Annotated in this window: 23 protein-coding genes and 3 tRNA genes; 14 read left to right on the forward strand and 12 right to left on the reverse strand. The window is 57.6% G+C overall.

Annotation, left to right across the window (positions count from 1 at the left end):
- The first annotated feature begins 47 nt into the window (after positions 1-47).
- The 3 genes from rluD (at position 48) to clpB (ending at position 4,525) form a co-directional block, all read left to right on the forward strand.
- Positions 48-1,022 (forward strand): 23S rRNA pseudouridine(1911/1915/1917) synthase RluD, encoded by a 975-nt coding sequence (gene rluD, locus BLW24_RS13070; protein ID WP_090381660.1) that lies wholly within the window; start codon positions 48-50, stop codon positions 1,020-1,022.
- 47 nt (positions 1,023-1,069) lie between these two features.
- Entirely contained in the window at positions 1,070-1,795 is a 726-nt protein-coding gene (gene pgeF, locus BLW24_RS13075; protein WP_090381665.1) for a peptidoglycan editing factor PgeF, read from the forward strand.
- A gap of 165 nt (positions 1,796-1,960) precedes the next feature.
- Entirely contained in the window at positions 1,961-4,525 is a 2,565-nt protein-coding gene (gene clpB / locus BLW24_RS13080; protein WP_090381668.1) for an ATP-dependent chaperone ClpB, read from the forward strand.
- Between the two features lie 83 nt (positions 4,526-4,608).
- Here clpB and BLW24_RS13085 read toward each other — a convergent pair whose 3' ends face one another.
- The 3 genes from BLW24_RS13085 to BLW24_RS27175 are packed head-to-tail and all read right to left on the reverse strand — an operon-like array spanning position 4,609 to position 7,309.
- Complete coding sequence (locus BLW24_RS13085) at positions 4,609-4,944, reverse strand: PilZ domain-containing protein (RefSeq protein WP_090381671.1); 336 nt, start codon at positions 4,942-4,944, stop codon at positions 4,609-4,611.
- A 9-nt stretch (positions 4,945-4,953) separates the two neighbouring features.
- Positions 4,954-6,690, reverse strand: coding sequence for a DUF1631 family protein (locus BLW24_RS13090; protein ID WP_420874992.1), 1,737 nt, complete (start codon positions 6,688-6,690; stop codon positions 4,954-4,956).
- 10 nt (positions 6,691-6,700) lie between these two features.
- The gene (locus tag BLW24_RS27175; protein ID WP_420874993.1) at positions 6,701-7,309 is read right to left on the reverse strand and encodes a DUF1631 family protein; all 609 of its coding nucleotides are present in this window, start codon (positions 7,307-7,309) and stop codon (positions 6,701-6,703) included.
- Positions 7,310-7,521: 212 nt separating this feature from the next.
- Here BLW24_RS27175 and BLW24_RS13095 point away from each other — a divergent pair.
- From BLW24_RS13095 to BLW24_RS13105, 3 genes are all read left to right on the forward strand, one after another.
- Positions 7,522-7,597, forward strand: a tRNA-Asn gene (locus tag BLW24_RS13095).
- Between the two features lie 9 nt (positions 7,598-7,606).
- A tRNA-Pro gene (locus BLW24_RS13100) sits at positions 7,607-7,683 on the forward strand.
- A 5-nt stretch (positions 7,684-7,688) separates the two neighbouring features.
- A tRNA-Lys gene (locus BLW24_RS13105) sits at positions 7,689-7,764 on the forward strand.
- Positions 7,765-7,930: 166 nt separating this feature from the next.
- Here BLW24_RS13105 and BLW24_RS13110 read toward each other — a convergent pair.
- The 4 genes from BLW24_RS13110 to BLW24_RS13125 form a co-directional block, all read right to left on the reverse strand.
- On the reverse strand, positions 7,931-9,232 hold the full coding sequence (locus BLW24_RS13110) for an NAD(P)/FAD-dependent oxidoreductase (protein WP_090381676.1): 1,302 nt from the start codon (positions 9,230-9,232) through the stop codon (positions 7,931-7,933).
- Between the two features lie 63 nt (positions 9,233-9,295).
- Entirely contained in the window at positions 9,296-9,469 is a 174-nt protein-coding gene (locus BLW24_RS13115) for a DUF3094 family protein (RefSeq protein ID WP_090381681.1), read from the reverse strand.
- Between the two features lie 81 nt (positions 9,470-9,550).
- Positions 9,551-10,045 (reverse strand): MOSC domain-containing protein, encoded by a 495-nt coding sequence (locus tag BLW24_RS13120; protein ID WP_090381684.1) that lies wholly within the window; start codon positions 10,043-10,045, stop codon positions 9,551-9,553.
- Positions 10,042-10,671 (reverse strand): DUF1780 domain-containing protein, encoded by a 630-nt coding sequence (locus BLW24_RS13125; RefSeq protein ID WP_090381688.1) that lies wholly within the window; start codon positions 10,669-10,671, stop codon positions 10,042-10,044. The genes BLW24_RS13120 and BLW24_RS13125 overlap by 4 nt, the downstream gene beginning before the upstream one ends.
- Positions 10,672-10,804: 133 nt before the next feature.
- On the opposite strand from BLW24_RS13125, the gene BLW24_RS13130 reads away from it, so the two are divergent.
- Together BLW24_RS13130 and BLW24_RS13135 are read left to right on the forward strand one after the other, a co-directional pair.
- Positions 10,805-11,494 carry an energy-coupling factor ABC transporter permease gene (locus BLW24_RS13130; RefSeq protein ID WP_090381696.1) on the forward strand — a complete coding sequence of 230 codons (690 nt, stop codon included), beginning with the start codon at positions 10,805-10,807 and terminating at the stop codon, positions 11,492-11,494.
- 104 nt (positions 11,495-11,598) lie between these two features.
- The gene (locus tag BLW24_RS13135) at positions 11,599-11,814 is read left to right on the forward strand and encodes a hypothetical protein (RefSeq protein ID WP_090381702.1); all 216 of its coding nucleotides are present in this window, start codon (positions 11,599-11,601) and stop codon (positions 11,812-11,814) included.
- A 3-nt stretch (positions 11,815-11,817) separates the two neighbouring features.
- On the opposite strand, the gene yacG is transcribed toward BLW24_RS13135, so the two are convergent.
- Both yacG and coaE read right to left on the reverse strand, forming a co-directional pair.
- The gene (yacG, locus tag BLW24_RS13140) at positions 11,818-12,018 is read right to left on the reverse strand and encodes a DNA gyrase inhibitor YacG (RefSeq protein WP_090381707.1); all 201 of its coding nucleotides are present in this window, start codon (positions 12,016-12,018) and stop codon (positions 11,818-11,820) included.
- On the reverse strand, positions 12,015-12,629 hold the full coding sequence (gene coaE, locus BLW24_RS13145; RefSeq protein ID WP_090381713.1) for a dephospho-CoA kinase: 615 nt from the start codon (positions 12,627-12,629) through the stop codon (positions 12,015-12,017). The genes yacG and coaE overlap by 4 nt, the downstream gene beginning before the upstream one ends.
- On the opposite strand from coaE, the gene BLW24_RS25970 reads away from it, so the two are divergent.
- Positions 12,519-12,749, forward strand: a complete 231-nt coding sequence (locus BLW24_RS25970) for a hypothetical protein (protein ID WP_167360303.1) — start codon at positions 12,519-12,521, stop codon at positions 12,747-12,749. The genes coaE and BLW24_RS25970 overlap by 111 nt on opposite strands.
- A gap of 30 nt (positions 12,750-12,779) precedes the next feature.
- On the opposite strand, the gene BLW24_RS13150 is transcribed toward BLW24_RS25970, so the two are convergent.
- Genes BLW24_RS13150 through pilB form a run of 3 tightly spaced genes read right to left on the reverse strand, consistent with a single transcriptional unit; the run spans position 12,780 to position 16,577 of the window.
- On the reverse strand, positions 12,780-13,649 hold the full coding sequence (locus tag BLW24_RS13150; RefSeq protein WP_090381720.1) for a prepilin peptidase: 870 nt from the start codon (positions 13,647-13,649) through the stop codon (positions 12,780-12,782).
- Positions 13,650-13,652: 3 nt separating this feature from the next.
- The gene (locus BLW24_RS13155; RefSeq protein WP_090381725.1) at positions 13,653-14,870 is read right to left on the reverse strand and encodes a type II secretion system F family protein; all 1,218 of its coding nucleotides are present in this window, start codon (positions 14,868-14,870) and stop codon (positions 13,653-13,655) included.
- A gap of 3 nt (positions 14,871-14,873) precedes the next feature.
- Positions 14,874-16,577, reverse strand: coding sequence for a type IV-A pilus assembly ATPase PilB (gene pilB, locus BLW24_RS13160; protein WP_090381732.1), 1,704 nt, complete (start codon positions 16,575-16,577; stop codon positions 14,874-14,876).
- A 221-nt stretch (positions 16,578-16,798) separates the two neighbouring features.
- Between pilB and BLW24_RS13165 the strand changes: the two genes are divergently transcribed.
- From BLW24_RS13165 to BLW24_RS26840, 5 genes are read left to right on the forward strand one after another with little or no spacing between them, the layout of a single operon-like run.
- Positions 16,799-17,233: a pilin gene (locus BLW24_RS13165; protein WP_090381737.1), complete on the forward strand. Its 435-nt coding sequence runs from the start codon at positions 16,799-16,801 to the stop codon at positions 17,231-17,233.
- Positions 17,234-17,288: 55 nt separating this feature from the next.
- A complete protein-coding gene (locus BLW24_RS13170; RefSeq protein WP_090381743.1) occupies positions 17,289-19,220 on the forward strand; it encodes a hypothetical protein in 1,932 nt (643 codons plus the stop codon).
- Positions 19,217-20,065, forward strand: a complete 849-nt coding sequence (locus BLW24_RS13175) for a glycosyltransferase family 2 protein (protein WP_090381748.1) — start codon at positions 19,217-19,219, stop codon at positions 20,063-20,065. Before BLW24_RS13170 ends, BLW24_RS13175 begins: the two co-directional genes overlap by 4 nt.
- Positions 20,066-20,719, forward strand: a complete 654-nt coding sequence (locus BLW24_RS26835; protein WP_208600172.1) for a DegT/DnrJ/EryC1/StrS family aminotransferase — start codon at positions 20,066-20,068, stop codon at positions 20,717-20,719.
- A 19-nt stretch (positions 20,720-20,738) separates the two neighbouring features.
- The gene (locus tag BLW24_RS26840) at positions 20,739-21,236 is read left to right on the forward strand and encodes a DegT/DnrJ/EryC1/StrS family aminotransferase (protein ID WP_276326439.1); all 498 of its coding nucleotides are present in this window, start codon (positions 20,739-20,741) and stop codon (positions 21,234-21,236) included.
- The last annotated feature ends 62 nt before the right edge of the window (positions 21,237-21,298 follow it).

Below are 21,298 nucleotides of genomic sequence, written 5' to 3' on the forward strand. Positions count from 1 at the left end.
CAAGCGTGTAGCCGAAACCAAAAGCTATGCCCCCTCTGTTGCCGAGCATGTCCTCTATTAATAAGCAGATCATTGAACTGAACGCCGAGGTGCCCTATGAAATGGGCGGTCAACGCCTCGATCAAGTCGCCGCACTCCTGTTCGCCGAGCACTCGCGTTCGCGTCTGTCTGCTTGGATCAAAGAGGGTCTGCTGACCGTCGATGGTGAGGTGTTGCGCCCGCGCGACATCGTCCACGGCGGTGCATTGCTAGCGTTGAACGCCGAGCAGGAAGCCCAGGGCGAATGGATTGCCCAGGACATTGCGCTAAACATCGTCTACGAAGACGAGCAGATTCTGGTGATCGACAAACCGGCTGGCCTGGTTGTGCATCCGGCTGCCGGGCATGCCGATGGCACCTTGCTCAACGCTTTGTTGCACCACGTGCCGGACATTATCAACGTGCCGCGTGCCGGCATCGTCCATCGTCTGGACAAGGACACCACCGGCCTGATGGTGGTGGCCAAGACCATCGAGGCGCAGACCCGCCTGGTCGACCAGCTGCAGAAGCGCTCGGTCAGCCGTATCTACGAATGCATCGTGATCGGTGTGATCACGTCCGGTGGCAAGATCAACGCGCCTATCGGCCGCAGTTCGTCACAGCGTCAGCGTATGGCAGTCAGCGATGGTGGCAAGCCAGCGGTCAGCCACTACCGCGTGCTGGAGCGCTACCGTTCGCATACCCATGCGCGGGTCAAGCTGGAAACCGGCCGCACCCACCAGATTCGCGTACACATGAGTCATATTGGCTATCCGCTGGTGGGCGATCCGGTCTACGGCGGGAGTTTCCGTATTCCGCCAGCGGCCAACCCGAGCATGGTGCAGACCCTCAAGGAGTTTCCGCGCCAGGCCTTGCATGCGCGTTTCTTGGAGCTGGACCATCCGATTAGCGGTGAACGGATGAAATGGCAGTCGCCATTGCCGGATGACTTTGTCTGGTTGCTGACGCTGCTGCGTCAGGATCGTGAAGCCTTTATCGGCTGACAAGGATCTGGCTGACACGCGTGGGTAACAGGGAGCAGGGTGACAGGATGCACGACTGGCTAACGCCGCAATGGCCTGCACCGGCCAGAGTAAGGACCAGTGTCACCACCCGCAGTGGTGGTGTCAGCGTTGCCCCGTTCGACAGTTGCAATCTGGGCGAGCATGTTGGCGATGATCCAAAGGCCGTGCTGAAAAACCGTCAGCGCTTGGTCAGCCTGCTCGGCTGCAAGCCCGCCTGGTTGCAGCAGGTGCATGGTGTTGCGGTGGTTGAGGCCAATCCTGCTCTGGTACTTGAAGCCGACGCCAGTTGGACGAGCAAGCCAGGTATCGCCTGCACGGTAATGACCGCCGACTGCCTGCCCGCGCTGTTCTGTGACCGTGCCGGAACCCGTGTTGCGGCAGCCCATGCCGGCTGGCGCGGTCTGGCTGCTGGGGTACTTGAAGCCACCCTGGATCAATTGGCGGTGGCGGCAGATCAGGTACTGGTCTGGTTGGGGCCGGCAATTGGGGCGCAGGCCTTTGAGGTGGGCGCGGAAGTGCGTGAAGCCTTTGTTGGCCAGCATGCGCAGGCCGCAGCGGCATTTCAGCCCAGCATTAATGCGGGCAAATTTATGGCTGATATCTACCAGCTGGCGCGTATTCGCCTGGCCGCTTGCGGCGTTGAGGCAGTCTACGGCGCCGATTTCTGCACCTTCAACGATCCACGCTTCTTCTCCTACCGCCGTTCGGCACAAACCGGGCGTTTTGCCAGCCTGATCTGGCTGGGCAACTGACCCTCGCGTGCCGCCTCTGTGGCACTGCTGCGGTAAATGACTCAGGTCAACGCCACTCGGCTTGAAACCCGCACAATCGGCCTCATCTACTCTTCATCTCGCAGGCTTTCTGTTTGGGCGCGATTCAGTGCGCCGGCCTGCCATCACCACGAGGGCTGATTGTTTATGCGTATTGATCGTTTAACCAGCAAGTTGCAACTCGCGCTGTCCGATGCGCAATCCCTGGCCGTTGGCCTTGATCATGCGGCCATTGAGCCGCTGCACCTGATGCAGGCATTGCTCGAGCAGCAGGGCGGCTCGATCAAGCCGCTGCTGATGCAGGTCGGTTTTGATGTCAACAGCCTGCGTCTGGCCCTTGGCAAAGAGCTGGATCAGCTGGGCAAAATCCAGAACCCATCCGGCGATGTCAATCTGTCGCAGGATCTGGCGCGTCTGCTCAATCAGGCCGATCGCCTGTCGCAGCAGAAGGGTGACCAGTTTATTTCCAGCGAGTTGGTGCTGCTGGCCGCAATGGATGAGAACACCAAGCTGGGCAAGCTGCTACTCGGTCAAGGTGTAAGCCGCAAAGCGCTGGAAAATGCCGTGACCAATCTGCGCGGTGGCGATGCGGTCAATGACCCGAACGTCGAGGAAAATCGGCAAGCCCTGGATAAATACACCGTCGACCTGACCAAGCGCGCCGAAGAGGGCAAGCTCGATCCGGTGATCGGTCGCGACGACGAAATCCGCCGCACCATCCAGGTGTTGCAGCGCCGTACCAAGAACAACCCGGTGCTGATTGGTGAACCCGGCGTGGGCAAGACGGCAATTGCCGAGGGCCTGGCCCAGCGCATCGTCAACGGTGAAGTGCCGGATGGGCTGAAGGACAAGCGCCTGTTGTCGCTGGATATGGGCGCGCTGATCGCAGGTGCCAAGTTCCGTGGTGAATTCGAGGAGCGGCTGAAGGCGGTGCTCAACGAGTTGAGCAAGCAGGAAGGGCGAATCATCCTGTTTATTGACGAGCTGCACACCATGGTCGGCGCCGGCAAAGGCGAAGGTTCGATGGACGCCGGCAATATGCTCAAGCCCTCCCTGGCGCGCGGTGAGCTGCACTGTGTCGGCGCCACTACGCTCAACGAATACCGCCAGTACATCGAGAAAGATGCCGCGCTGGAACGGCGCTTCCAGAAAGTGCTGGTCGATGAGCCGAGCGAAGAGGACACCATCGCCATCCTGCGTGGGCTGAAAGAACGCTACGAGGTGCACCACAAGGTGGCCATCACTGACGGCGCGATCATTGCTGCGGCCAAGCTGTCGCACCGCTATATCACCGATCGTCAGTTGCCAGACAAGGCCATCGATCTGATCGACGAGGCGGCCAGTCGCATTCGTATGGAGATCGATTCCAAGCCTGAAGTGCTCGACCGCCTGGAGCGCCGGCTGATTCAGCTCAAGGTTGAGGCTCAGGCCCTGAAGAAGGAGGACGACGAAGCGGCGATCAAGCGCCTGGCCAAGCTCAACGAGGACATCGCCCGGCTGGAGCGCGAGTACGCTGATCTGGAGGATATCTGGAAGTCGGAAAAGGCCGAAGTGCAAGGCTCTGCGCAGATCCAGCAGAAAATCGAACAGGCCCGTCAGGAGCTTGAGGCGGCGCGGCGCAAGGGCGATCTGAATCGTATGGCTGAGCTGCAGTACGGGATTATTCCCGATCTGGAGCGCAGCCTGCAGATGGTCGATCAGCACGGTAAAAGCGAGAATCAACTGCTGCGCAGCAAGGTCACCGAGGAAGAAATCGCCGAAGTGGTGTCGAAGTGGACCGGCATCCCTGTGAGTAAGATGCTCGAAGGCGAGCGTGACAAGCTGTTGAAAATGGAAGGCCTGCTGCACCAGCGGGTTATCGGTCAGGACGAAGCTGTGGTGGCCGTGGCCAATGCGGTGCGGCGCTCCCGTGCTGGTTTGGCCGACCCGAATAGGCCGAGCGGATCGTTCCTCTTTCTCGGCCCAACCGGCGTCGGCAAGACCGAGCTGTGCAAGGCGCTGGCCGAATTCCTCTTCGATACAGAAGAAGCGCTGGTGCGTATCGACATGTCCGAATTCATGGAGAAGCACTCCGTGGCACGGCTGATCGGCGCGCCGCCAGGCTATGTCGGCTATGAAGAGGGCGGTTATCTGACCGAGGCGGTACGCCGCAAACCCTACTCAGTGATCCTCCTGGATGAGGTGGAGAAAGCTCACCCGGATGTGTTCAACGTGCTGTTGCAGGTGCTGGAAGATGGCCGTTTGACTGATAGCCACGGCCGTACCGTGGACTTCAAGAACACCGTGGTCGTGATGACCTCCAACCTGGGTTCTGCGCAGATTCAGGAGCTGGTCGGGGACCGCGAGGCGCAGCGTGCGGCGGTGATGGATGCGGTAGGCACGCACTTCCGTCCGGAATTTATCAACCGGATTGATGAGGTGGTGATCTTCGAGCCGCTGGCCCGTGATCAGATTGCCGGTATTGCGCAGATCCAGCTGGGCCGTTTGCGTCAGCGCCTGGCTGAGCGCGAGCTGAGCCTGGAGCTGTCTGACGAGGCCTTGGATAAGCTGATCGCCGTCGGCTATGACCCGGTCTATGGTGCGCGCCCGCTCAAGCGTGCGGTACAGCGTTGGATCGAGAACCCCCTGGCGCAGTTGATCCTGGCGGGCAAGTTCGCCCCAGGCAGCAGTGTGACGGGCAAGGTTGAGGGCGATGAAATCGTCTTTGGTTAAGCGCCATCGGCCACAATAGCGCTGCACAATTAAAAACACCCCGGTTCGTTCGCGCTGACCGGGGTGTTTTTTATTCGGCAGGTTTACAGGTGCTTGAGCAGGACTTCCAGCGCTGCAGCCTGGTCTTCTGCCAGGTCAATGATGTGAAAACCTGCCCAGCAATGCTGGCCGTCCGCACCGGGGCGGCTCCACAGGCAGTCGGCCCCCAGGGTTATTTCGCATACGCCTTCAATCACCTGTTCGCTGACCAGGCGGCACTCCACCAACTCGTCTGCGGTCAGCGGCGTGTCACTGAACAGCATGAAGCCATCGGCGGACAGGTCGACCACGCGGCCCAGGCGCTGCCCGGTGTGTAAGTCGAAGACTTCCAGTTGCACGTCGGCGTTATGCCGGCTGTGCAGGCGACGTTCGTCATCCATAGGAGTTCCTTATTCTTGAGGCTCAGCCGTGCGCCCGGTAAAACGCTGGGGCACGCGGTAAATGGCGGTAAGGGCACGGTCCACCAGTGGTGCACCTCGTTCGGGGGTGACGATGCGCGCCAGCCCTTGTTCCATTTCAGTGGCCAACTGGGTGAGCGCTTTGATTGCCACGCGCTGGCCGCTCTGGTCGACAAACATGTAGTTGCGGGTTGTTGGGCTGAACCAGGACAGCTTGAGTGTGCGCACCTGCTCGCCATTGACGAACTCGAACCAGGTGCCGAACTCGATATGCCCCAGTCCTTTGGCCAGCGCCCGCGCGCGGGTCGAGAGTGTTGATTCACGTGGTGCCAGAGTGGCCAGCGCGGCATCTTCACCGAGCATGGCGCCCAGTGGGCTCTCGGGCAGGGTTGGTTTGAGCTGGGCGGCCACCTGTGGCTGCTTGGCCTGTACGGCATGTTGGCAGGCCACCAGGTCCTGCAGCAGGCGGCGGATGCCGTCTTCGTGGTAACCACCGCGCAGTTCCAGGCCCTTCCGCAAGTCTTCGAGTAGCGGCACGCGCAACTTCTGCAGGCGCTCGCGGCCTGCTTCATCGAGCAGCGTGCCGCTCCAGGCCAGCTGCTCAGCCGCTTCGCAGGCGCGTTGCCATTCCGGGCTCTGTTCGCCATTGCGCAACAACACGAATACCAGCACATCGGCCCAGGTCAGTTCGAGGAAGTTACGGATGATGGTCGGCGGCTGGCGGTTGTTCAGGCTGTTGGCGATCGCTTCTACTGCGTGCTGGCGCGCGCCAAGCAGTTTGTCGCGGCCTTTGGCTGCTTCCACTGCACGACGTTCACGCAGCTCGACCTTGTGTCTGAGGGTGGCAACGAATTCGTTGAACTCGTCCAGCAGGCCTTCAAAGAGTTGCAGGTCGCCAAAGAAATCATGGATAACCCGCTCGACTACCCACTGCATCTTGGCCAGCAGGCCGCGCTCATCGCCTTCGCCGCCATACAGCACGCCGGCCTGGGCCATGGCGTTGAGCAGGCGGCGGGCAGGGTGATGATGCTGGGTGAATAGCGCTTTGTCCTGCAGTGCCACTTTAAGGTAGGGCGTGTGCAGGTGAGACAGAGTGGTCTTGCAGCTGTCCGGCAGGTTGTCGTCGTCGAGGATAAAGTCGAACAGCATGCCGACCAGGTCGATTACGTCGGCTTCCTGGTCGGAAACCTTTTGCTGCCCCGGCAGCTCGCTATGGGCTTCCAGCTGTTGTTGCAGGTCCGCCTTGAGGCCTTCTACCTGCTGCGGGCGACTCAGGCGCTGCGACAGGTCGTTGGCCGATTGCTGCTGCATGCGGTTGAGCGCATCCAGCAGGGCCGAGGCGCTATAGGTGCTGGTCGCCTCGCGCGGGGTGAAGCTGGCAATGCTGCGGGTGCCGCCAAGCAGCGGGGCGTCAATATCGCGTTGGCGATGTTCACCCAGCAAGGTTGCCAGGCTGCCCAGTAACTCCTGCGGGTCGCTCGGCGGCGGGCCGCTCAAGTCTGTGCTGCCGGCGCTGTAGGGTTGCCCTGGTGGTTGTGTAGCCGCGGCAGTGCCCTGCGACTGGCTGCTGGTGCTGCTCTCGGTCGTGTGTTCGGCTGATGCAGCGGGTGTTGCCTTGGGGCGTGCTGGCGGGTTGTTGCGCTGTGCGGTGTACTTCAGGTTTGGCAGTACGCCGGCATCAATCAGGCGCTGATTCAGCGCGGCATAGATGCTGTCCAGGCTCTGCATGACGTGCGTGTCAAACAACGCATAAAGGATGACCTTTATACGCAGCGGAAACGGGCAGGGGGGGCAGGGCGTCGCGAAACGCCTGGGCAATCATCTGCGGACCGAAGGGGTTGATGTCCTCGACGAGTTTTTGGCCGTTATTCAGCGGCGCCAGACGTTGCTCTAGAGCAAACAGCGGCTGCGCGCAGCGTGCCTTGACCCGGCTGACCATATTGGTGACTTGCAGGCTTTCTTCATAATCCTCGTTCTGCACCAGGGCCATGTGCTCGGCGTCCAGTTCGCTGGCGCTGGGCGGCGGCTTGAGCTTACCTTCGAGGAAGCCGGAGAAGTTCTGTGCGATCTGCTGGTGGTAGCTGCGTTCTATCTGCGGGCGCTGCCTACGGATCTCGCGCATGTTGTCGAAGAACAGGGTTTGTACCTGGTTGTTCTCGGCTTTTTCGGCGCACTCAAACAACGTGTCGTCGACTTGGGCGAAGACCCCGGTCAGGTGTTCGGCCAGGCGATTCATCACCAGTTTTCGACAGCTTTGCACCAGATCACCGAAGCGCGGCTGGATGCCCCGGCTGGCTAAGGTTTGCGCTGAGCCGGGTAGATTTGGCGGTGTGCCCTGGTTACTCATGGACTTTCCTGGCTGGAGCCTTGCGGCTGGTGCGTCCTGCAATGAATACAGACATAGGGAAGATATAGCAGCCGCTCACGCAGCTGCAAATCATTGTACTAAAAGCAATTTAAGGGGTTGACAGGCGCGCGCGGAAACGTAAAATGGCGCGCCTCAGACACGGGAAACGATTTAACAACCGGCTCCGGTTTCTGAGAAAGGAAGCAAGTAGTTCCGCGATAGCTCAGTCGGTAGAGCAAATGACTGTTAATCATTGGGTCCCAGGTTCGAGTCCTGGTCGCGGAGCCAATATTTCATCGGGGTATAGCGCAGTCCGGTAGCGCGCCTGCTTTGGGAGCAGGATGTCGGGAGTTCGAATCCCCCTACCCCGACCATTTTTGGGTCGTTAGCTCAGTTGGTAGAGCAGTTGGCTTTTAACCAATTGGTCGTAGGTTCGAATCCCACACGACCCACCATTTCAAGCATGCTTGAATGATAAAAAACCCGCCTAGTGCGGGTTTTTTATTGTCCGCGATTTATGCCGGCAACCGTTCTGGCGCTTAAATAAATGTAAAAACGGACCATGGCCGCGATCATCACTTGGTGGTCATGGCCCGCTTTTACGGGTTTTGCTGGATCAGCTTAGTGCAGCTTAAGGCGCGGCTCGGTGCTGCGGCCGATGCGGTCGCCGAGCATCATCAGTAGCGTGCGGGTTACGCCATACAGGGCGATCTGATGCATGCGGTAGAGCGATACGTAGAACATCCTGGCCAGCCAGCCTTCGAGCATCACGCTGCCGGTCAGGTTGCCCATCAGGTTGCCGACCGCCGAGAAGGTCGACAGCGAGATCAGTGAGCCGTAATCGCGGTAGCGATACTCGGGCAGGGCTTTGCCTTCAATGCGCAGTTTCAGCGATTTGGCCAGTAGCGAGGCTTGCTGGTGCGCCGCTTGTGCGCGGGGCGGCACGTTGCGGCCCTCGCTGCCGGGTTGTGGGCAGGCGGCGCAGTCGCCGAAGGCAAAGATGTTGTCGTCCAGGGTGGTCTGCAGCGTCAGGCGCACCTGTAGCTGGTTGATGCGATTACTTTCCAGGCCGTCCAGCTCTTTAAGGAAATCAGGTGCGCGAATCCCTGCGGCCCAGACCTTCAAGGTGGCTGGAATAACCTGGCCTTGCGCAGTATGCAGCGCCTCGCGAGTCACCTGGCTGACGGCTGCGCCGGTAAGTACGGTTACGCCAAGCTTCTCCAGGGTTTTGTGCACTGGCTGACTAATGCGCTCCGGCAGGGCTGGCAATACCCGCGTGCCGGCTTCGATCAGGGTGATGCGCATGTTTTCCGGGCTGATCCGATCCAGGCCGTAGGCCGCCAGTTCACGCGCTGCGTGGTGCAACTCGGCCGCTAGCTCAACGCCCGTGGCGCCGGCACCGACGATAGCGATGTTGATCAGCTCTGTTGCCGCACCTTGGCTGGCATGGGCGCGCAGGTAATGGCTGAGCAATTGATGATGGAAGCGTTCGGCCTGCTCGCGGGTATCGAGAAACAGGCAGTGCTCGGCGGCGCCGGCGGTGCCGAAATCATTAGTGGTGCTGCCCACGGCGATGACCAGGCTGTCGTAACTCAGTTCGCGCGCAGGCATCAGCACCTGGCCCTGCTCATCCAGGGTCGCGGCCAGGCTGATACGCTTTTCTGCACGATTAAGGTCGCACATCCGCCCCAGCTGGAACTCGAAGTGATTCCACTTGGCTTGCGCTACGTAGTTGAGTTCGTCGCCGGAGGAGTTCAGCGAGCCAGCGGCCACTTCATGCAGCAGTGGTTTCCAGATATGCGTCAGGTTGGCGTCGACCAGGGTGATCCTGGCCTGGCCGCGCTTACCCAGGGTTCTACCCAGGCGGGTAGCAAGCTCCAGTCCGCCGGCGCCGCCGCCGACAATTACGATTTGATGAGTCATCAGACACGCTCACAAGGCTTTTAAGAAAAAGTGGTGAGTCGTTGTGGGCGAGCGCTAAGCAGCTCATAGCACCAGTCGACTCAGAAGACGGCTCAGTACACCCAGGCCAATCACGATGATCACGATGATCAGCAACAGTCGCCAGACCTTGAACGGCTGGCGCTCGACCTGATGCTGCGGAGCGCTGAGGTATTGCTCGACACGTTTTAGATCATCAGGGTTCAGGCGACTGGACATGCGTGCCTCGAATTAAGGGGCCGGTTGGCAATTGATGGGATCGATTGCCGACTGAAGTGCTGGGCATTCTAGCCGTGCGGCCTATAAAGGCTCAACGCGCAGGGTGTCATTCAGGCGAATAATGCCCCCTTGTAGCACGCGTGCGGTAATTCCGCCGTGGCCGCGCATGGCTTGAAAGGTGCCGAGGCCCAAGCGTTCTTCCAGCTTTGCACAGGGTTGGCACCAACCCGTGGTTTCCAGAATCGCCTGGCCAAGGCGAAAACGCCGGCCCTTGAGGCTGAACAGGTTGATGCCGCTGACGGCGATATTGCGCCGTAGTTCAGGTGCGCTGATTGGCTGTTCAGCTGGGCGGCCCATCAATGCGCTGATCACTGCCAGGTGTTCCCACTGGATCAGGGTGACCGGCCGGGCATTGCGCGGCCCTGGCCGGCTGTGGTCGCCGGTGAGGCCGGCTTCGCGGCGCGCTTCGACGGCCTCCAGCTCAATCATTTCTGCTCGCGAGGCGGCGCGCACGCCAATCCAGCGCACGCAGCCCTGTTGCGGCACGGCCGCGAGCAATTCGTGCAAAGGGCTCACAGGCTGATGCCCACGTCGAAGAGTACGGAGCGGCCGAGGTTGTTACGCAGAAAGTCCGGAGCGTCCGGGTGGGCGAAAAGTACGCGCGCAAAAGTCGGGCCGACCAGTGACAGCGAGCGCCAACCCTGGCGGAGAAACTCGGTCGGCGGCGGAAAGTGGCTGTTGAAGTCCGGTACGGCGCGCTTCAGGTTGACGTAGGCGAGCAGGTCCAGCTCGCCCAGATCAAGGCCGCGCTCTTTATAGTTGTGGGCTTTCTTGCGCAGGGTTGGGGTCAGCCGTTGTTGTAGTTCGGCTGCGGCGATACGCCGTGGCTTGGCTTCGCGGCGTACCAGTTGACTGAGGGAAAACGCACTGCGGCGCCGCTCCAGTTCGGCGCGCCATTCATCATTCAGGCGGCGGCCCTCGTCGAGGACGAAGAACACTTCAAAGCTGGCCTCGCGGAACAGCACGTCAGGCGGCTCATGGCCTGCGGCGCTGAGCTCATCCAGGCGGTGGCTGACGTTCAGCGCTTGCAGCAGGCGCTGGCAAACCCAGCGCTCGCGCTCCCACTTGCGCGCGTTAGAGAGGAAGGCGTTGGCTTGTTCGGCCTGATGCGTCAGCAGGCGCAGGTAGTCTGAGTCATCCATGGGCTCAGCTTAGCTTGCGCACTTGGGTTGTTGGTACCCCTCTGCGACGGTTGTTGCGGACTTATCATGTGTTGCTGAAGGCCGCAGTTGTAGACTGCACAAGTCGGCCACGATGGCTTGGGGATTGTTCCGCATGATTGCCGCGCACTTGCTGTCTTCCACCAGTCAGATACTGGGTTGGCTGATCTATCTTCCACTGCTGTGCTGGGCGATCTGGCGTGCGCCCTGGGTCGAGCTGTGCAGTGATCTGCGCCGTCAGCATCTGCTCGGCGGCACGACGCTGGCGCTGTTTGTGCTGTGGCTGGTGCGTCGGGATTTCGACTCGGGTCTGTCCTATCACTTTATCGGCATGACGGCGGTCACCTTATTGCTGGACTGGCCGTTGGCCATGCTGGTGGGGTTTATTGCCCAGCTGAGTTTGCTTGCACTGGGTAAGCAGGATCTTGCCGCGCTTGGGGTTAACGGTGTGTTGCTGGTGGTGATACCTGTGTGGGTGACCGAAGCCTGTGCGATTTGGGTTGAGAAAAAGCAGCCGCGAAATCTGTTCGTTTACATCTTCTGCAGTGGCTTCTTCGCCGCTGCGCTGGCGGCATTGCTGTGTATCGCTGCCGCTTTCACCTTGCTTTGGGTAGATGGGTTGTTCCCGATGCCGCCCTGGCTGGAGGACTTCATCGGCTATCTCTGGCTGGTGATTTTTCCCGAAGCCTTTATCAATGGCATGCTGGTAACGGCGCTGGTGGTGTTCTATCCAGACTGGCTGGAGACCTTCAACCGTACGCGTTATCTGGCTGCGCCCTGGAAGGATGATGATCTGCCGCGCTGATGGCGCACCCTTCAGCGTTTCGATTGCGTTGCGTAGCTTGATTCAGATCAAACTACGCGAACGGCTATGCGCGATCTTTTATCTACCAATAGGGAGGGCGTGACATGGGTGTGCATCAATGGGCAAGGCAGGTAATCGAGCAGAGTTTGCAGGGTGTCGAGGTGCAGGGTTTTGATCAGGCGATGGCGCTGAGGGCGTTGCTCAGTGCAGTGGTCGAGCGCAGTCGGGTTGGGCGCAGCGCGGTGGATTTGGCCGCCGAGCTGCAGTTTCTCGCTGACAATCTGGATGACGAGCGCGACTACGGCTTTATGCGGCCCTGACGGTCAGTGTTCGCGCAGGGGCAGTTCGCCAGAGAACACGTCATCTTCCAGTGGGTTACCGGCAATCGCATGCTCTTCCGAGGCCCAGGCGCCGAGGTCGATCAGCTTGCAGCGTTCAGAGCAGAAGGGCCGGCTCGGGCTTTGCGGGCCCCATTCGACGGGCGCACTGCAGGTGGGGCAGGGGACTAGGGTTGGCGTACTCATGTTTGGCCTCCGCGTAGGCTCAGGTAAAAGGTGTGGAGTCGCTCCACTTCGGCTTGCAGCCAGGGTAGATCTTGGTCATTTAGCAGCACATCGTGGGCGTGGCGTAGGCGTTCTTCACGGCTGGCCTGGGCCTGGAGAATAGCCTGCACCTGCTCGCTAGAGCTCTGATCGCGAGCCGTGGTGCGCTGCACTTGCAGCTGCTCGGGGGCGTCCACCACCAGTATGCGCTGGGTTAGCTTGTGCTGGCCTGACTCGACCAGCAATGGCGAAACCAGAATGGCATAGGGTGATTCTGCACGCGCCAGGTACTGGATGATTTCCTGGCCGATCAGCGGATGCAGCAGGGCTTCAAGCCAGCGCCGCTCATTGGCGTCGGCAAAAACCAGGCTGCGCAATGCTGCGCGATTAAGCTGGCCGTCGGCCTGCAACACATCGCTGCCGAAGTGCTCGGCTATCTTGGCCAGCGCCAGCTTGCCAGGCTCAACCACCCAGCGTGCCGCATGATCAGCGTCGACCAGATGCACGCCAAGATCGATAAAGTGCTGGGCCACAGCGCTTTTGCCGCTGCCAATGCCGCCGGTAAGGCCAAGGATCCAGGGTTTTTTCGTCAAGGCGCGCGCTCGTGTTGGTCATCCAAGGGCGCGATTGTAGTGCAGCAGCTTGGCTGCTGGCGAACGGAAGAGGTGGGGCATGTCCGCGAGGTGCTGGCGCTTTCCGGTGTGGTGACGTAGCCCGAATTGCATTCGGACTACATCGTTTTATCAGAGCCCGGCAATCTGCAGGTAGCTGGAGGTGATTTGCTCACCCCAAAGTAAGGCAATCCAGCCGGCAATCGCCAGATAAGGACCAAAGGGGATCGGTGTGCTGGTTTCCGCGTTACGCAGGCGCAACATAATCAAACCCAGTACCGCGCCAACTAGCGAAGACAGCAATATGGTTAGAGGCAATACCTGCCAACCACCCCAAGCACCGAGCATGGCCAACAGCTTGAAGTCGCCATAACCCATTCCTTCCTTACCTGTTACCAGCTTGAACAGCCAGTACACCGACCACAGGCTCAAGTAGCCGGCAATCGCGCCCCAGAGCGCACCCTCCAGGCGAGTAAATAGACCGAAGCTGTTTGCAATCAAGCCGAGCCACAGCAGCGGCAGCACCAGTGAATCCGGCAGCAACTGGTGGTCAACATCGATCAGGCTCATCGCTAGCAAGCCCCAGGTCAACAGGAGCATCGCGCCAGCCTGCCAGGTAAAACCGAAGTGCCACGCGATAAAGGCCGACAACAAGCCGCAGGCCAGCTCAACCAGTGGGTAGCGCATGCTGATCGACGCTTTACAGCTCGAGCACTTGCCGCGCAGAAACAGGTAGCTGATAATCGGAATGTTTTCCCAGGGTTTTATTTCGTGGGCGCAGTGCGGGCAGCTTGAGTTAGGCAATACCAGGTTGAATGTTGCGGCCGGTGCTTCAGTGGACAGCTCCAATATTTCGCGAGCCTGTTCACGCCACTCGCGCTGCATCATTTTTGGTAGGCGGTAAATCAATACATTGAGGAAGCTACCGACCAGCAAGCCAATAAGCAGTGCGCATAAAACAAAGGCCAGCACATGGCTGGCCAAAAAGTCGATTACTGACATAGGTTAAACAACAGCACCCAGCTGGAAGATAGGCAGGTACATGGCAATGATCAGGCCGCCGACAAGAACGCCAAGTACCGACATAATCAGCGGCTCCATCAAGCTGGTCAGGCCATCTACCGCGTTATCAACTTCAGCCTCGTAATAGCTGGCGACTTTATCCAGCATCATATCCAGTGCCCCGGACTCTTCACCAATGGCGGTCATTTGGATGGCCATTGAGGGGAATACTCCGGTGCTGCGCATGGAGAAGTTCAGCTGCATACCGGCACTGACATCCTGCTTGATTTTATTCACCGCATTCTTGAACACGATATTGCCGGTGGCGCCAGCTACAGAGTCCAGCGCCTCCACCAGTGGTACGCCAGCTGCAAATGTGGTTGCCAGGGTGCGGGCGTAACGCGCAACGGAGGATTTGTAGATGATGTCACCTACAATCGGTGCTTTCAGTGCTGTTCGGTCGAGCCAGTTACGGAATTTCTCCGAACGCTTCTTGGTTTCAGCAAAAGCAAAGGCTGTGGCAAGCATGCCAATCAAGATGATGAACCACCACTTTTGCAGGGCCTGAGATATGCCGATTACAAACTGCGTAAATGCTGGGAGTTCAGCGCCAAAGTTGGCAAATACAGATTCAAATTGCGGCACTACTTTGATCAACAAAATAGCCGAAACAATGACCGCCACCAGCACCACCGCAATGGGGTAGTTCATTGCTTTTTTGATTTTTGCTTTAAGCGCTTCGGTCTTTTCTTTGTAGGTCGCAACTCGGTCCAGCAGGTTTTCCAGGGCACCTGCTTGCTCCCCTGCATCCACCAGGTTGCAGAACAGGTCATCAAAGTATTCTGGACGAGTTCTGAGGGCAGCCGCAAAGCTATTACCAGCCGCAACGTGCTGTTTGATGTCATCAACCAGCTTGCGCATATTAGGGTTGTCTACGCCCTCGGCAATAATGTCAAAGGATTGTAACAGTGGTACGCCGGCCTTCATCATGGTGGCCATCTGCCGTGCAAACAGCGCGATGTCCATTGGTTTGATTTTTTTTCCGGCACTGAACAGTGAGGCAGATTTTTTGCGCACCTTGGTCGGGTTAATGCCCTGTTTGCGCAGTTGCGCCTTTACCAGTGCGGGGTTCTGGCCGCTAGCCTCGCCTTTTATTTTGGCACCTTGTTTATTGGTGCCCTCCCAGGCGAAGGTACTGGTTTTTAGTGCTTTAACGGCCATCGGTTAGTCCTTAGTCACGCGGTTCACTTCAGCGAGGCTGGTAACGCCTTGCATGGCCTTCAGCAGCGCTGAGGTACGCAGGTCATTAAAGCCGTCTTTGCGCATCTGGATGGAGATATCAATAGAGTTGCCTTCCTCCATGATAATCCGTTGCAGGGCTGGCGTGTTTTTAACCACTTCATAAATCCCAACACGGCCTTTGTAACCGCCATTGCAGTTTTCGCAGCCTGTAGGTTCATAAATCTTGAAGGTGTCGATTTTGTTTTCCGGGAAACCTTCCTCGAGTAGGGCCTCGCGGGGAACCTGTATTTCCTTTTTGCAGTTATTACAGAGTTTGCGCGCCAGACGCTGAGCAATAATCAGGTTGACCGACGTAGCAATATTGAACGACGGCACGCCCATATTGCGCAGGCGAGTCAGGGTTTCTGCTGCGCTATTGGTGTGCAGCGTGGACATCACCATGTGGCCGGTTTGCGCTGCTTTGATAGCGATGGACGCGGTATCCAGGTCGCGAATCTCGCCGACCATGATGATGTCCGGGTCCTGACGCAGGAATGACTTCAGTGCGGCAGTAAAATCCATGCCCTGTTTGGGGTTTACGTTGACTTGGTTGATGCCTTCCAGATTGATTTCCACGGGGTCTTCAGCGGTGGAGATGTTTACGTCAACGGTATTGAGGATATTCAGGCCTGTATAGAGAGAGACCGTTTTGCCAGAGCCGGTAGGGCCTGTCACCAGGATCATGCCCTGTGGCTGCTTCAGGGCGGACATATAGAGCTCTTTTTGCGACTCTTCATAACCGAGTGCGTCGATACCCATCTGCGCGCTGGAGGAGTCAAGAATCCGCATTACGATCTTTTCGCCCCACAGGGTTGGGCAGGTACTTACACGAAAGTCGATTGATTTGCTTTTAGATATGCGCATTTTGATGCGTCCATCCTGCGGCTTGCGGCGCTCGGAAATATCCAGGCCTGCCATAACCTTCAATCGAGCAGAAATGCGTGGTGATAGCTGGATGGGCGGCCGAGCTATCTCATGCAGAATGCCGTCTGTGCGAAAGCGTACGCGATATGCCTTCTCGTAGGGCTCAAAGTGTAGGTCAGATGAGCCGCCTTTAATGGCATCCAGCAATATCTTATTGACAAAGCGTACTACTGGCGCGTCATCGGCAGCATTGCTGTCCCCGTTGTCCTGCGCATCGTCACTGACCGCTTCAACATCCAGGCCGTCGAGATCTATATCCCCTAGGTCGTCTATTCCGCTTGTGGTCGAGTCGAAGAATTTTTCGATAGCCTCACCAAGCTTGTCGTCTTCCACCAGGATGGCTTCGGTGTTCATTCCGGTGCTGAACTGGATGTCGGTGACAGCTTGGTGATTGGTGGGGTCGGAAACAGCGATAAATAGCTTGTTGCCGCGACGCCATAGCGGCAGCACGCGGTGTTGGCGCACCAGCTTTTCGGTTACTAGATCCTTGGGTTGGCTTTCTTTGTCTATCGAATTCAGATCGACGAAGGATACGCCAAACTGCTCGGAGGCAAGCTCGGCAAGCACGCGACTTTTAACCAGTTTGTTCTGCACCAGATAAGTGACCAGCGACAGTTTATTGCGCTGGGCCTGGCTCTGCGCCTGTTGAGCGGTTTTTTCATCCAGTAGTTCTGCCAGAACCATCTGGCGGGCAAGGCCGGTAAGGGACACACTATCGTTCATTGCAGGCTCCATAACAATCCTTGCCTTATAGCCTAGTTGATTGATGCGTGCCAAACGCAAAGCTGGAGGGTGACAAAAAAAGGCGGTTAGTGCCGGCAGGGTGTGGCGGTGCTGCGTTATTGGCTTGCAGGGCTTGCCTAAAATAGCTGTTTAAGAATTGGCACGAAGGGTGCATTGGGTTGGTGTAGGTCGCTGACCTGAACATAACTAGGAGATGCTATATGAAAGCTCAAATGCAAAAAGGCTTTACCCTGATCGAATTGATGATTGTGGTTGCGATCATCGGTATTCTGGCGGCTGTTGCGCTGCCGGCTTATCAGGATTACACCAAACGTTCCCATGTCTCCGAGGGCTTGAGTCTGGCGTCTGGCGCAAAAACCACGGTTACTGAGTACTTTTCGTCTATCGGGGCTTTCCCTGACAGCAACACCTTGGCAGGCCTTGCCCCTGCGGGGTCCATTAACGGTAACGCAGTTACGTCGGTAGCAGTTGGTGCGAATGGTATGATCACTATCACCTACAATGCGAAGGTAGCAAGCGACAGTACCTTGGTTCTCAGTCCCTTCACTGCAGCGGGGTCGGTTAAGTGGACCTGTAAGGCCGGCGCCACTAACCCGGTTGATGCTAAGTTCCGTCCTTCGAACTGCCGCACCTAAATATCTTGTTTGCATACGCCCGCATTTTGCGGGCGTTTTTTTTGGTGCTAAGTAAATGTCTAAAGAAGTGAGAGCTGTATTTTTTCTATATGCCATTATGGCTCTGGCTTTCGCGTGCTATTTTCCGGGGGTGGCAGGCGGTTTTTTATTTGATGATTATCCGAATCTAGAAGCGATGGGGTATCTCGGTGGCGTAATTAACTGGGAAACCTTTCAGGCGTTTGTTTTTAGCGGCGAGTCCGGGCCTACGGGGCGTCCTATCGCATTGCTCAGCTTTCTGTTGGATGACAATACCTGGCCTAGCCAAGCCCCCTGGTTTAAGCAGACCAATCTTCTGATTCATATTCTGTGTGGTCTGCTGCTGTGCTGGGCCGCCTTATTGCTCGTGCGCAACCTTAAAAGCGTCAGTGAAAGTCAGGCGCAATGGGTTGCTGCGTTGGCCTGTGCTCTTTGGCTGCTGCACCCCTACATGGTATCTACAACGCTATATGTGGTGCAGCGTATGGCGCAACTGGCGACGCTGTTTTGTCTGGCCGGGATTGTTCTGTATCTCTATGGCCGACTGCAGTTGGCCATGCGCCCGCGACGCGCATATATACTCATGAGTTTGGGCCTGGCGGCTGGAACCTTGCTGGCTACCTTCAGTAAGGAGAACGGTGCGCTGCTGCCGTTGCTGGTGCTGGTGATCGAGTACTGCCTGCCGAAAGAAGGTAGGCCTGCGTGGCAGTGGCGCGCCCTGTTTCTCTGGTTGCCCTCGCTGGCTATTTTTGCGCTGCTAGCCTGTGTTATCGATTTTTCGGATAACCCCTGGCCCAATCGAAATTTTAATCAAATTCAGCGGCTGCTGACAGAGTCTCGAATTGTCTGCGAATACCTACTGCACCTGTTCGTACCGAGAATTGAAGGCAATGGTCTTTATCAGGATGGCTATGTCATTTCCAAGGGCTTGTTTGAGCCGGCTAGCACTTTCTCTGCCATTGCATTTCTTGTAGCTCTGCTGGCTTTTGCTTTTGCTGTTGGTAAAAAGGCGCCGTTGATTAGTCTGGGTGTACTGTTCTTCTTTGCCTCCCACTTGATGGAGTCCACCGTCGTCGGGCTTGAACTGTACTTCGAGCATCGCAACTATCTGGCATCGCTGTTCCTGTTTCTGCCGCTGGCCTACTACTGCGTCATCTACAGTAGTCGTTTCAAGCTGTTGCCGGCGCTGGCCGTTGCTGTGCTGGGTATTCTCGCCTCTATGAGTTGGTTGCGTGCATCGCTATGGAGTGATAACGACAAGTTGGAGCTGTATTGGGTGCAGTCCGCTACCAACTCGCCACGAGCCATCAACTCGGTGGCCGCCTATTACATGAATAATGGTGACTATGAAAAGGCCAATGGCTATGTGCTGGCAGCGAGCGGACGTTTGCCGCATAGCTCGCTGCTGACTGCTCGCCTGCTGTTGCAGAAGGTCTGGGTAGGGCAGGCCAGTGAGCAGGATTTTATCCAGGCAGGCGAACGCCTCAAATCGCAGGAGTTCGATGCGCAAACGGTGGCTGGCATACGTATTCTAGTAGAGCGTGTGACGGGTGAAAGTGCCGCAAGCTATCCTCTCGACTATGCTCGCTATAGCCTGGCGTTGTTGGATGCGATGGCAAGCAGCCCGGTGTACGGCCAGTTCCCGCTGTTTATGCGCCTGGAAGCCTACCTGCGTGCTCAGCTATACCTGCGCATTGGTGATGCTGCACAAGCTTATGGGTATTACAGTCAGGCAATCAGCCGCTATCAGGAGATTGACGCTGCGCTTGCCATGGTGGCGGAAATGGCGGAAGGCGGATATCCAGAGATGGCGCTAGCGTTGCTGGAGCAGGCTACTCAAGTGCTTGCACATCAAGATTCGCGCAAACTAAAGCGCTCGCGGATGTCCTACGAGCAGGATATAACCTATCTGAAAGGTGCCTTGAGAGAGGCAATAAAGACCAAAAAAACTCCCACGGAAGCTCCATGACGATCAGCATCATCCTCCCCGCCAAGAACGAATCTGCCGCCATTGGTGCAACAGTTGCCGGCATCCGCCAGCATTACCCTGACGCCGAGGTAATTGTGGTCAATGATGGCTCCACGGACAGCACGGCAGCGGTTGCCGAAGCAGCCGGGGCCAGGGTGGTGCATCACTCCTACAGCAAAGGCAATGGTGCGGCGATTAAAAGTGGCGCGCGCGCCGCCAGTGGCGAGATCATCGTGTTTATGGATGCAGACGGTCAGCATGATCCGGCGGATATTCCCCGCCTGTTAGCGTTGATCGAGCAGGGGCACGACATGGTCGTGGGGGCGCGCCAGAAAGGTTCGCAAGCCAGTGTGGGGCGCGGGCTGGCCAACGGCTTGTACAACCGTTTGGCGAGCTGGATGACGGGGCATCGGGTAGAGGACCTGACTTCCGGTTTCCGTGCTGTACGGGCGGATAAATTCCGCGAGTTTCTTTATCTGTTACCCAACGGTTTTTCCTACCCCACCACCAGTACCATGGCCTTTTTTCGTGCGGGCTATTCGGTGGCCTATGTTCCGATTCACGCGGCCCAGCGTATCGGTAACAGCCATATCCGCCTGCTGCGCGACGGTTCGCGCTTTTTGCTCATCATCTTTAAGATCGGCACCTTATATTCACCGTTGAAAATATTTGCGCCGGTGGCTTTGATCATGTTCATGCTGGCCTCAGGTTGGTATGGCTATACGCTGTACAGCTTTGGTCGCTTCACCAATATGAGTGCCTTGCTTTACAGCGGGGCGGTGATGGTGTTCTTGATGGGGCTGATCTCGGAGCAGATCACTGCTCTGATGTACAAGGGGGAGTGAATGGGCAGCAAAAAAATCATGGGAGAGGCTGATCTGACAATTCACGGTGCGCCGCCTGCATTTTTGCAACCGCTACATGTTGGTCAGCCAAATATCATGAACCGCGATAAGTTTCTGGCGGGCGTCACCCGTGCGCTGGACAATCGCTGGCTGACCAACAACGGCCCATTGGTGCAGGAGTTTGAGCAACGTGTTGCCGATAAATTGGGTGTCAAGCACTGCGTTGCCATGTGTAATGGAACCATTGCGCTGGAAATCGCCATCCGCGCTTTGGGTCTGGCGGGTGAGGTTATTGTGCCTTCTTGGACCTTTGTTGCTACCGCGCATGCGCTGTATTGGCAAGGCATCACTCCTATCTTTGCCGATATTGACCCTGCGACGCACAACCTTGATCCTGTCGCTGTACGCCGCATGATTACGCCGCGTACCAGTGGCATCATTGGCGTGCATGTCTGGGGGCGCGCCGCGCCGGTGGACGAGTTGCAGGCCATTGCTGATGAGCACGGACTAAAGCTGATGTTCGATGCAGCACACGCCTTTGGCAGCAGTTATCAGGGGCAGGGCATCGGCCAGTTTGGTGCTTGCGAGGTATTCAGCTTTCACGCCACCAAATCGTTCAATGCGATGGAGGGGGGGCGCCGTTACCACCAATGACGACGAACTGGCCGAAGCGATGCGCTTGATGCGCAACTTTGGCTTCAAGGGCTACGACAACGTCATCCATCCCGGGACTAACGGTAAGATGATCGAAGTGTGTGCGGCGATGGGGCTGGCGAACTTGGATGGGTTTGATGAGCTGGTGGAGACCAACCGCCGCAACCATGATGCCTACAATCAAGCGTTGGCTGACATTCCCGGCATCAAAGTACTGAGTTATGACTCTGGTGAGCGCAATAGCTATCACTATGTGGTTGTGGAAGTGGGCATCGATTGCCCGGTGTGCCGCGATGATCTCATCGCGACGCTGCAAGCCGAAAACATTTTGGCGCGCAGATATTTCTGGCCCGGTTGCCATCTGATGCAGCCGTATCGAGATTTGTTCCCGCACGCAGGACTTGTGCTTCCGCAGACGATGGCGGAGCAGGTAATGGTGTTGCCAGCAGGCGCAAGCATTACTTTCCAACAAATTCAAACCGTGTGCGATGTTATTCGCAGCAAAGTTTCCTTATGAAATGCCTCGTGACCGCCATGGCTCGATGTCAGCGGAGGTTGTCATCACCCGCTTGGCGCTTT

The organism is Pseudomonas anguilliseptica, from assembly GCF_900105355.1.
Classification (GTDB): Bacteria; Pseudomonadota; Gammaproteobacteria; order Pseudomonadales; family Pseudomonadaceae; genus Aquipseudomonas; species Aquipseudomonas anguilliseptica.

Coding starts and splice junctions, on each gene's coding strand:
- rluD (WP_090381660.1), top strand. CDS start 48: ATGTCCTCTATTAATAAGCAGATCATTGAACTGAACGCCGAGGTGCCC.
- pgeF (WP_090381665.1), top strand. CDS start 1,070: ATGCACGACTGGCTAACGCCGCAATGGCCTGCACCGGCCAGAGTAAGG.
- clpB (WP_090381668.1), top strand. CDS start 1,961: ATGCGTATTGATCGTTTAACCAGCAAGTTGCAACTCGCGCTGTCCGAT.
- BLW24_RS13085 (WP_090381671.1), bottom strand. CDS start 4,944: ATGGATGACGAACGTCGCCTGCACAGCCGGCATAACGCCGACGTGCAA.
- BLW24_RS13090 (WP_420874992.1), bottom strand. CDS start 6,690: ATGCAGAGCCTGGACAGCATCTATGCCGCGCTGAATCAGCGCCTGATT.
- BLW24_RS27175 (WP_420874993.1), bottom strand. CDS start 7,309: ATGAGTAACCAGGGCACACCGCCAAATCTACCCGGCTCAGCGCAAACC.
- BLW24_RS13110 (WP_090381676.1), bottom strand. CDS start 9,232: ATGACTCATCAAATCGTAATTGTCGGCGGCGGCGCCGGCGGACTGGAG.
- BLW24_RS13115 (WP_090381681.1), bottom strand. CDS start 9,469: ATGTCCAGTCGCCTGAACCCTGATGATCTAAAACGTGTCGAGCAATAC.
- BLW24_RS13125 (WP_090381688.1), bottom strand. CDS start 10,671: ATGGATGACTCAGACTACCTGCGCCTGCTGACGCATCAGGCCGAACAA.
- BLW24_RS13130 (WP_090381696.1), top strand. CDS start 10,805: ATGATTGCCGCGCACTTGCTGTCTTCCACCAGTCAGATACTGGGTTGG.
- BLW24_RS13135 (WP_090381702.1), top strand. CDS start 11,599: ATGGGTGTGCATCAATGGGCAAGGCAGGTAATCGAGCAGAGTTTGCAG.
- yacG (WP_090381707.1), bottom strand. CDS start 12,018: ATGAGTACGCCAACCCTAGTCCCCTGCCCCACCTGCAGTGCGCCCGTC.
- BLW24_RS25970 (WP_167360303.1), top strand. CDS start 12,519: ATGATCAGCGTCGACCAGATGCACGCCAAGATCGATAAAGTGCTGGGC.
- BLW24_RS13150 (WP_090381720.1), bottom strand. CDS start 13,649: ATGTCAGTAATCGACTTTTTGGCCAGCCATGTGCTGGCCTTTGTTTTA.
- BLW24_RS13155 (WP_090381725.1), bottom strand. CDS start 14,870: ATGGCCGTTAAAGCACTAAAAACCAGTACCTTCGCCTGGGAGGGCACC.
- pilB (WP_090381732.1), bottom strand. CDS start 16,577: ATGAACGATAGTGTGTCCCTTACCGGCCTTGCCCGCCAGATGGTTCTG.
- BLW24_RS13165 (WP_090381737.1), top strand. CDS start 16,799: ATGAAAGCTCAAATGCAAAAAGGCTTTACCCTGATCGAATTGATGATT.
- BLW24_RS13170 (WP_090381743.1), top strand. CDS start 17,289: ATGTCTAAAGAAGTGAGAGCTGTATTTTTTCTATATGCCATTATGGCT.
- BLW24_RS13175 (WP_090381748.1), top strand. CDS start 19,217: ATGACGATCAGCATCATCCTCCCCGCCAAGAACGAATCTGCCGCCATT.
- BLW24_RS26835 (WP_208600172.1), top strand. CDS start 20,066: ATGGGCAGCAAAAAAATCATGGGAGAGGCTGATCTGACAATTCACGGT.
- BLW24_RS26840 (WP_276326439.1), top strand. CDS start 20,739: ATGCGCTTGATGCGCAACTTTGGCTTCAAGGGCTACGACAACGTCATC.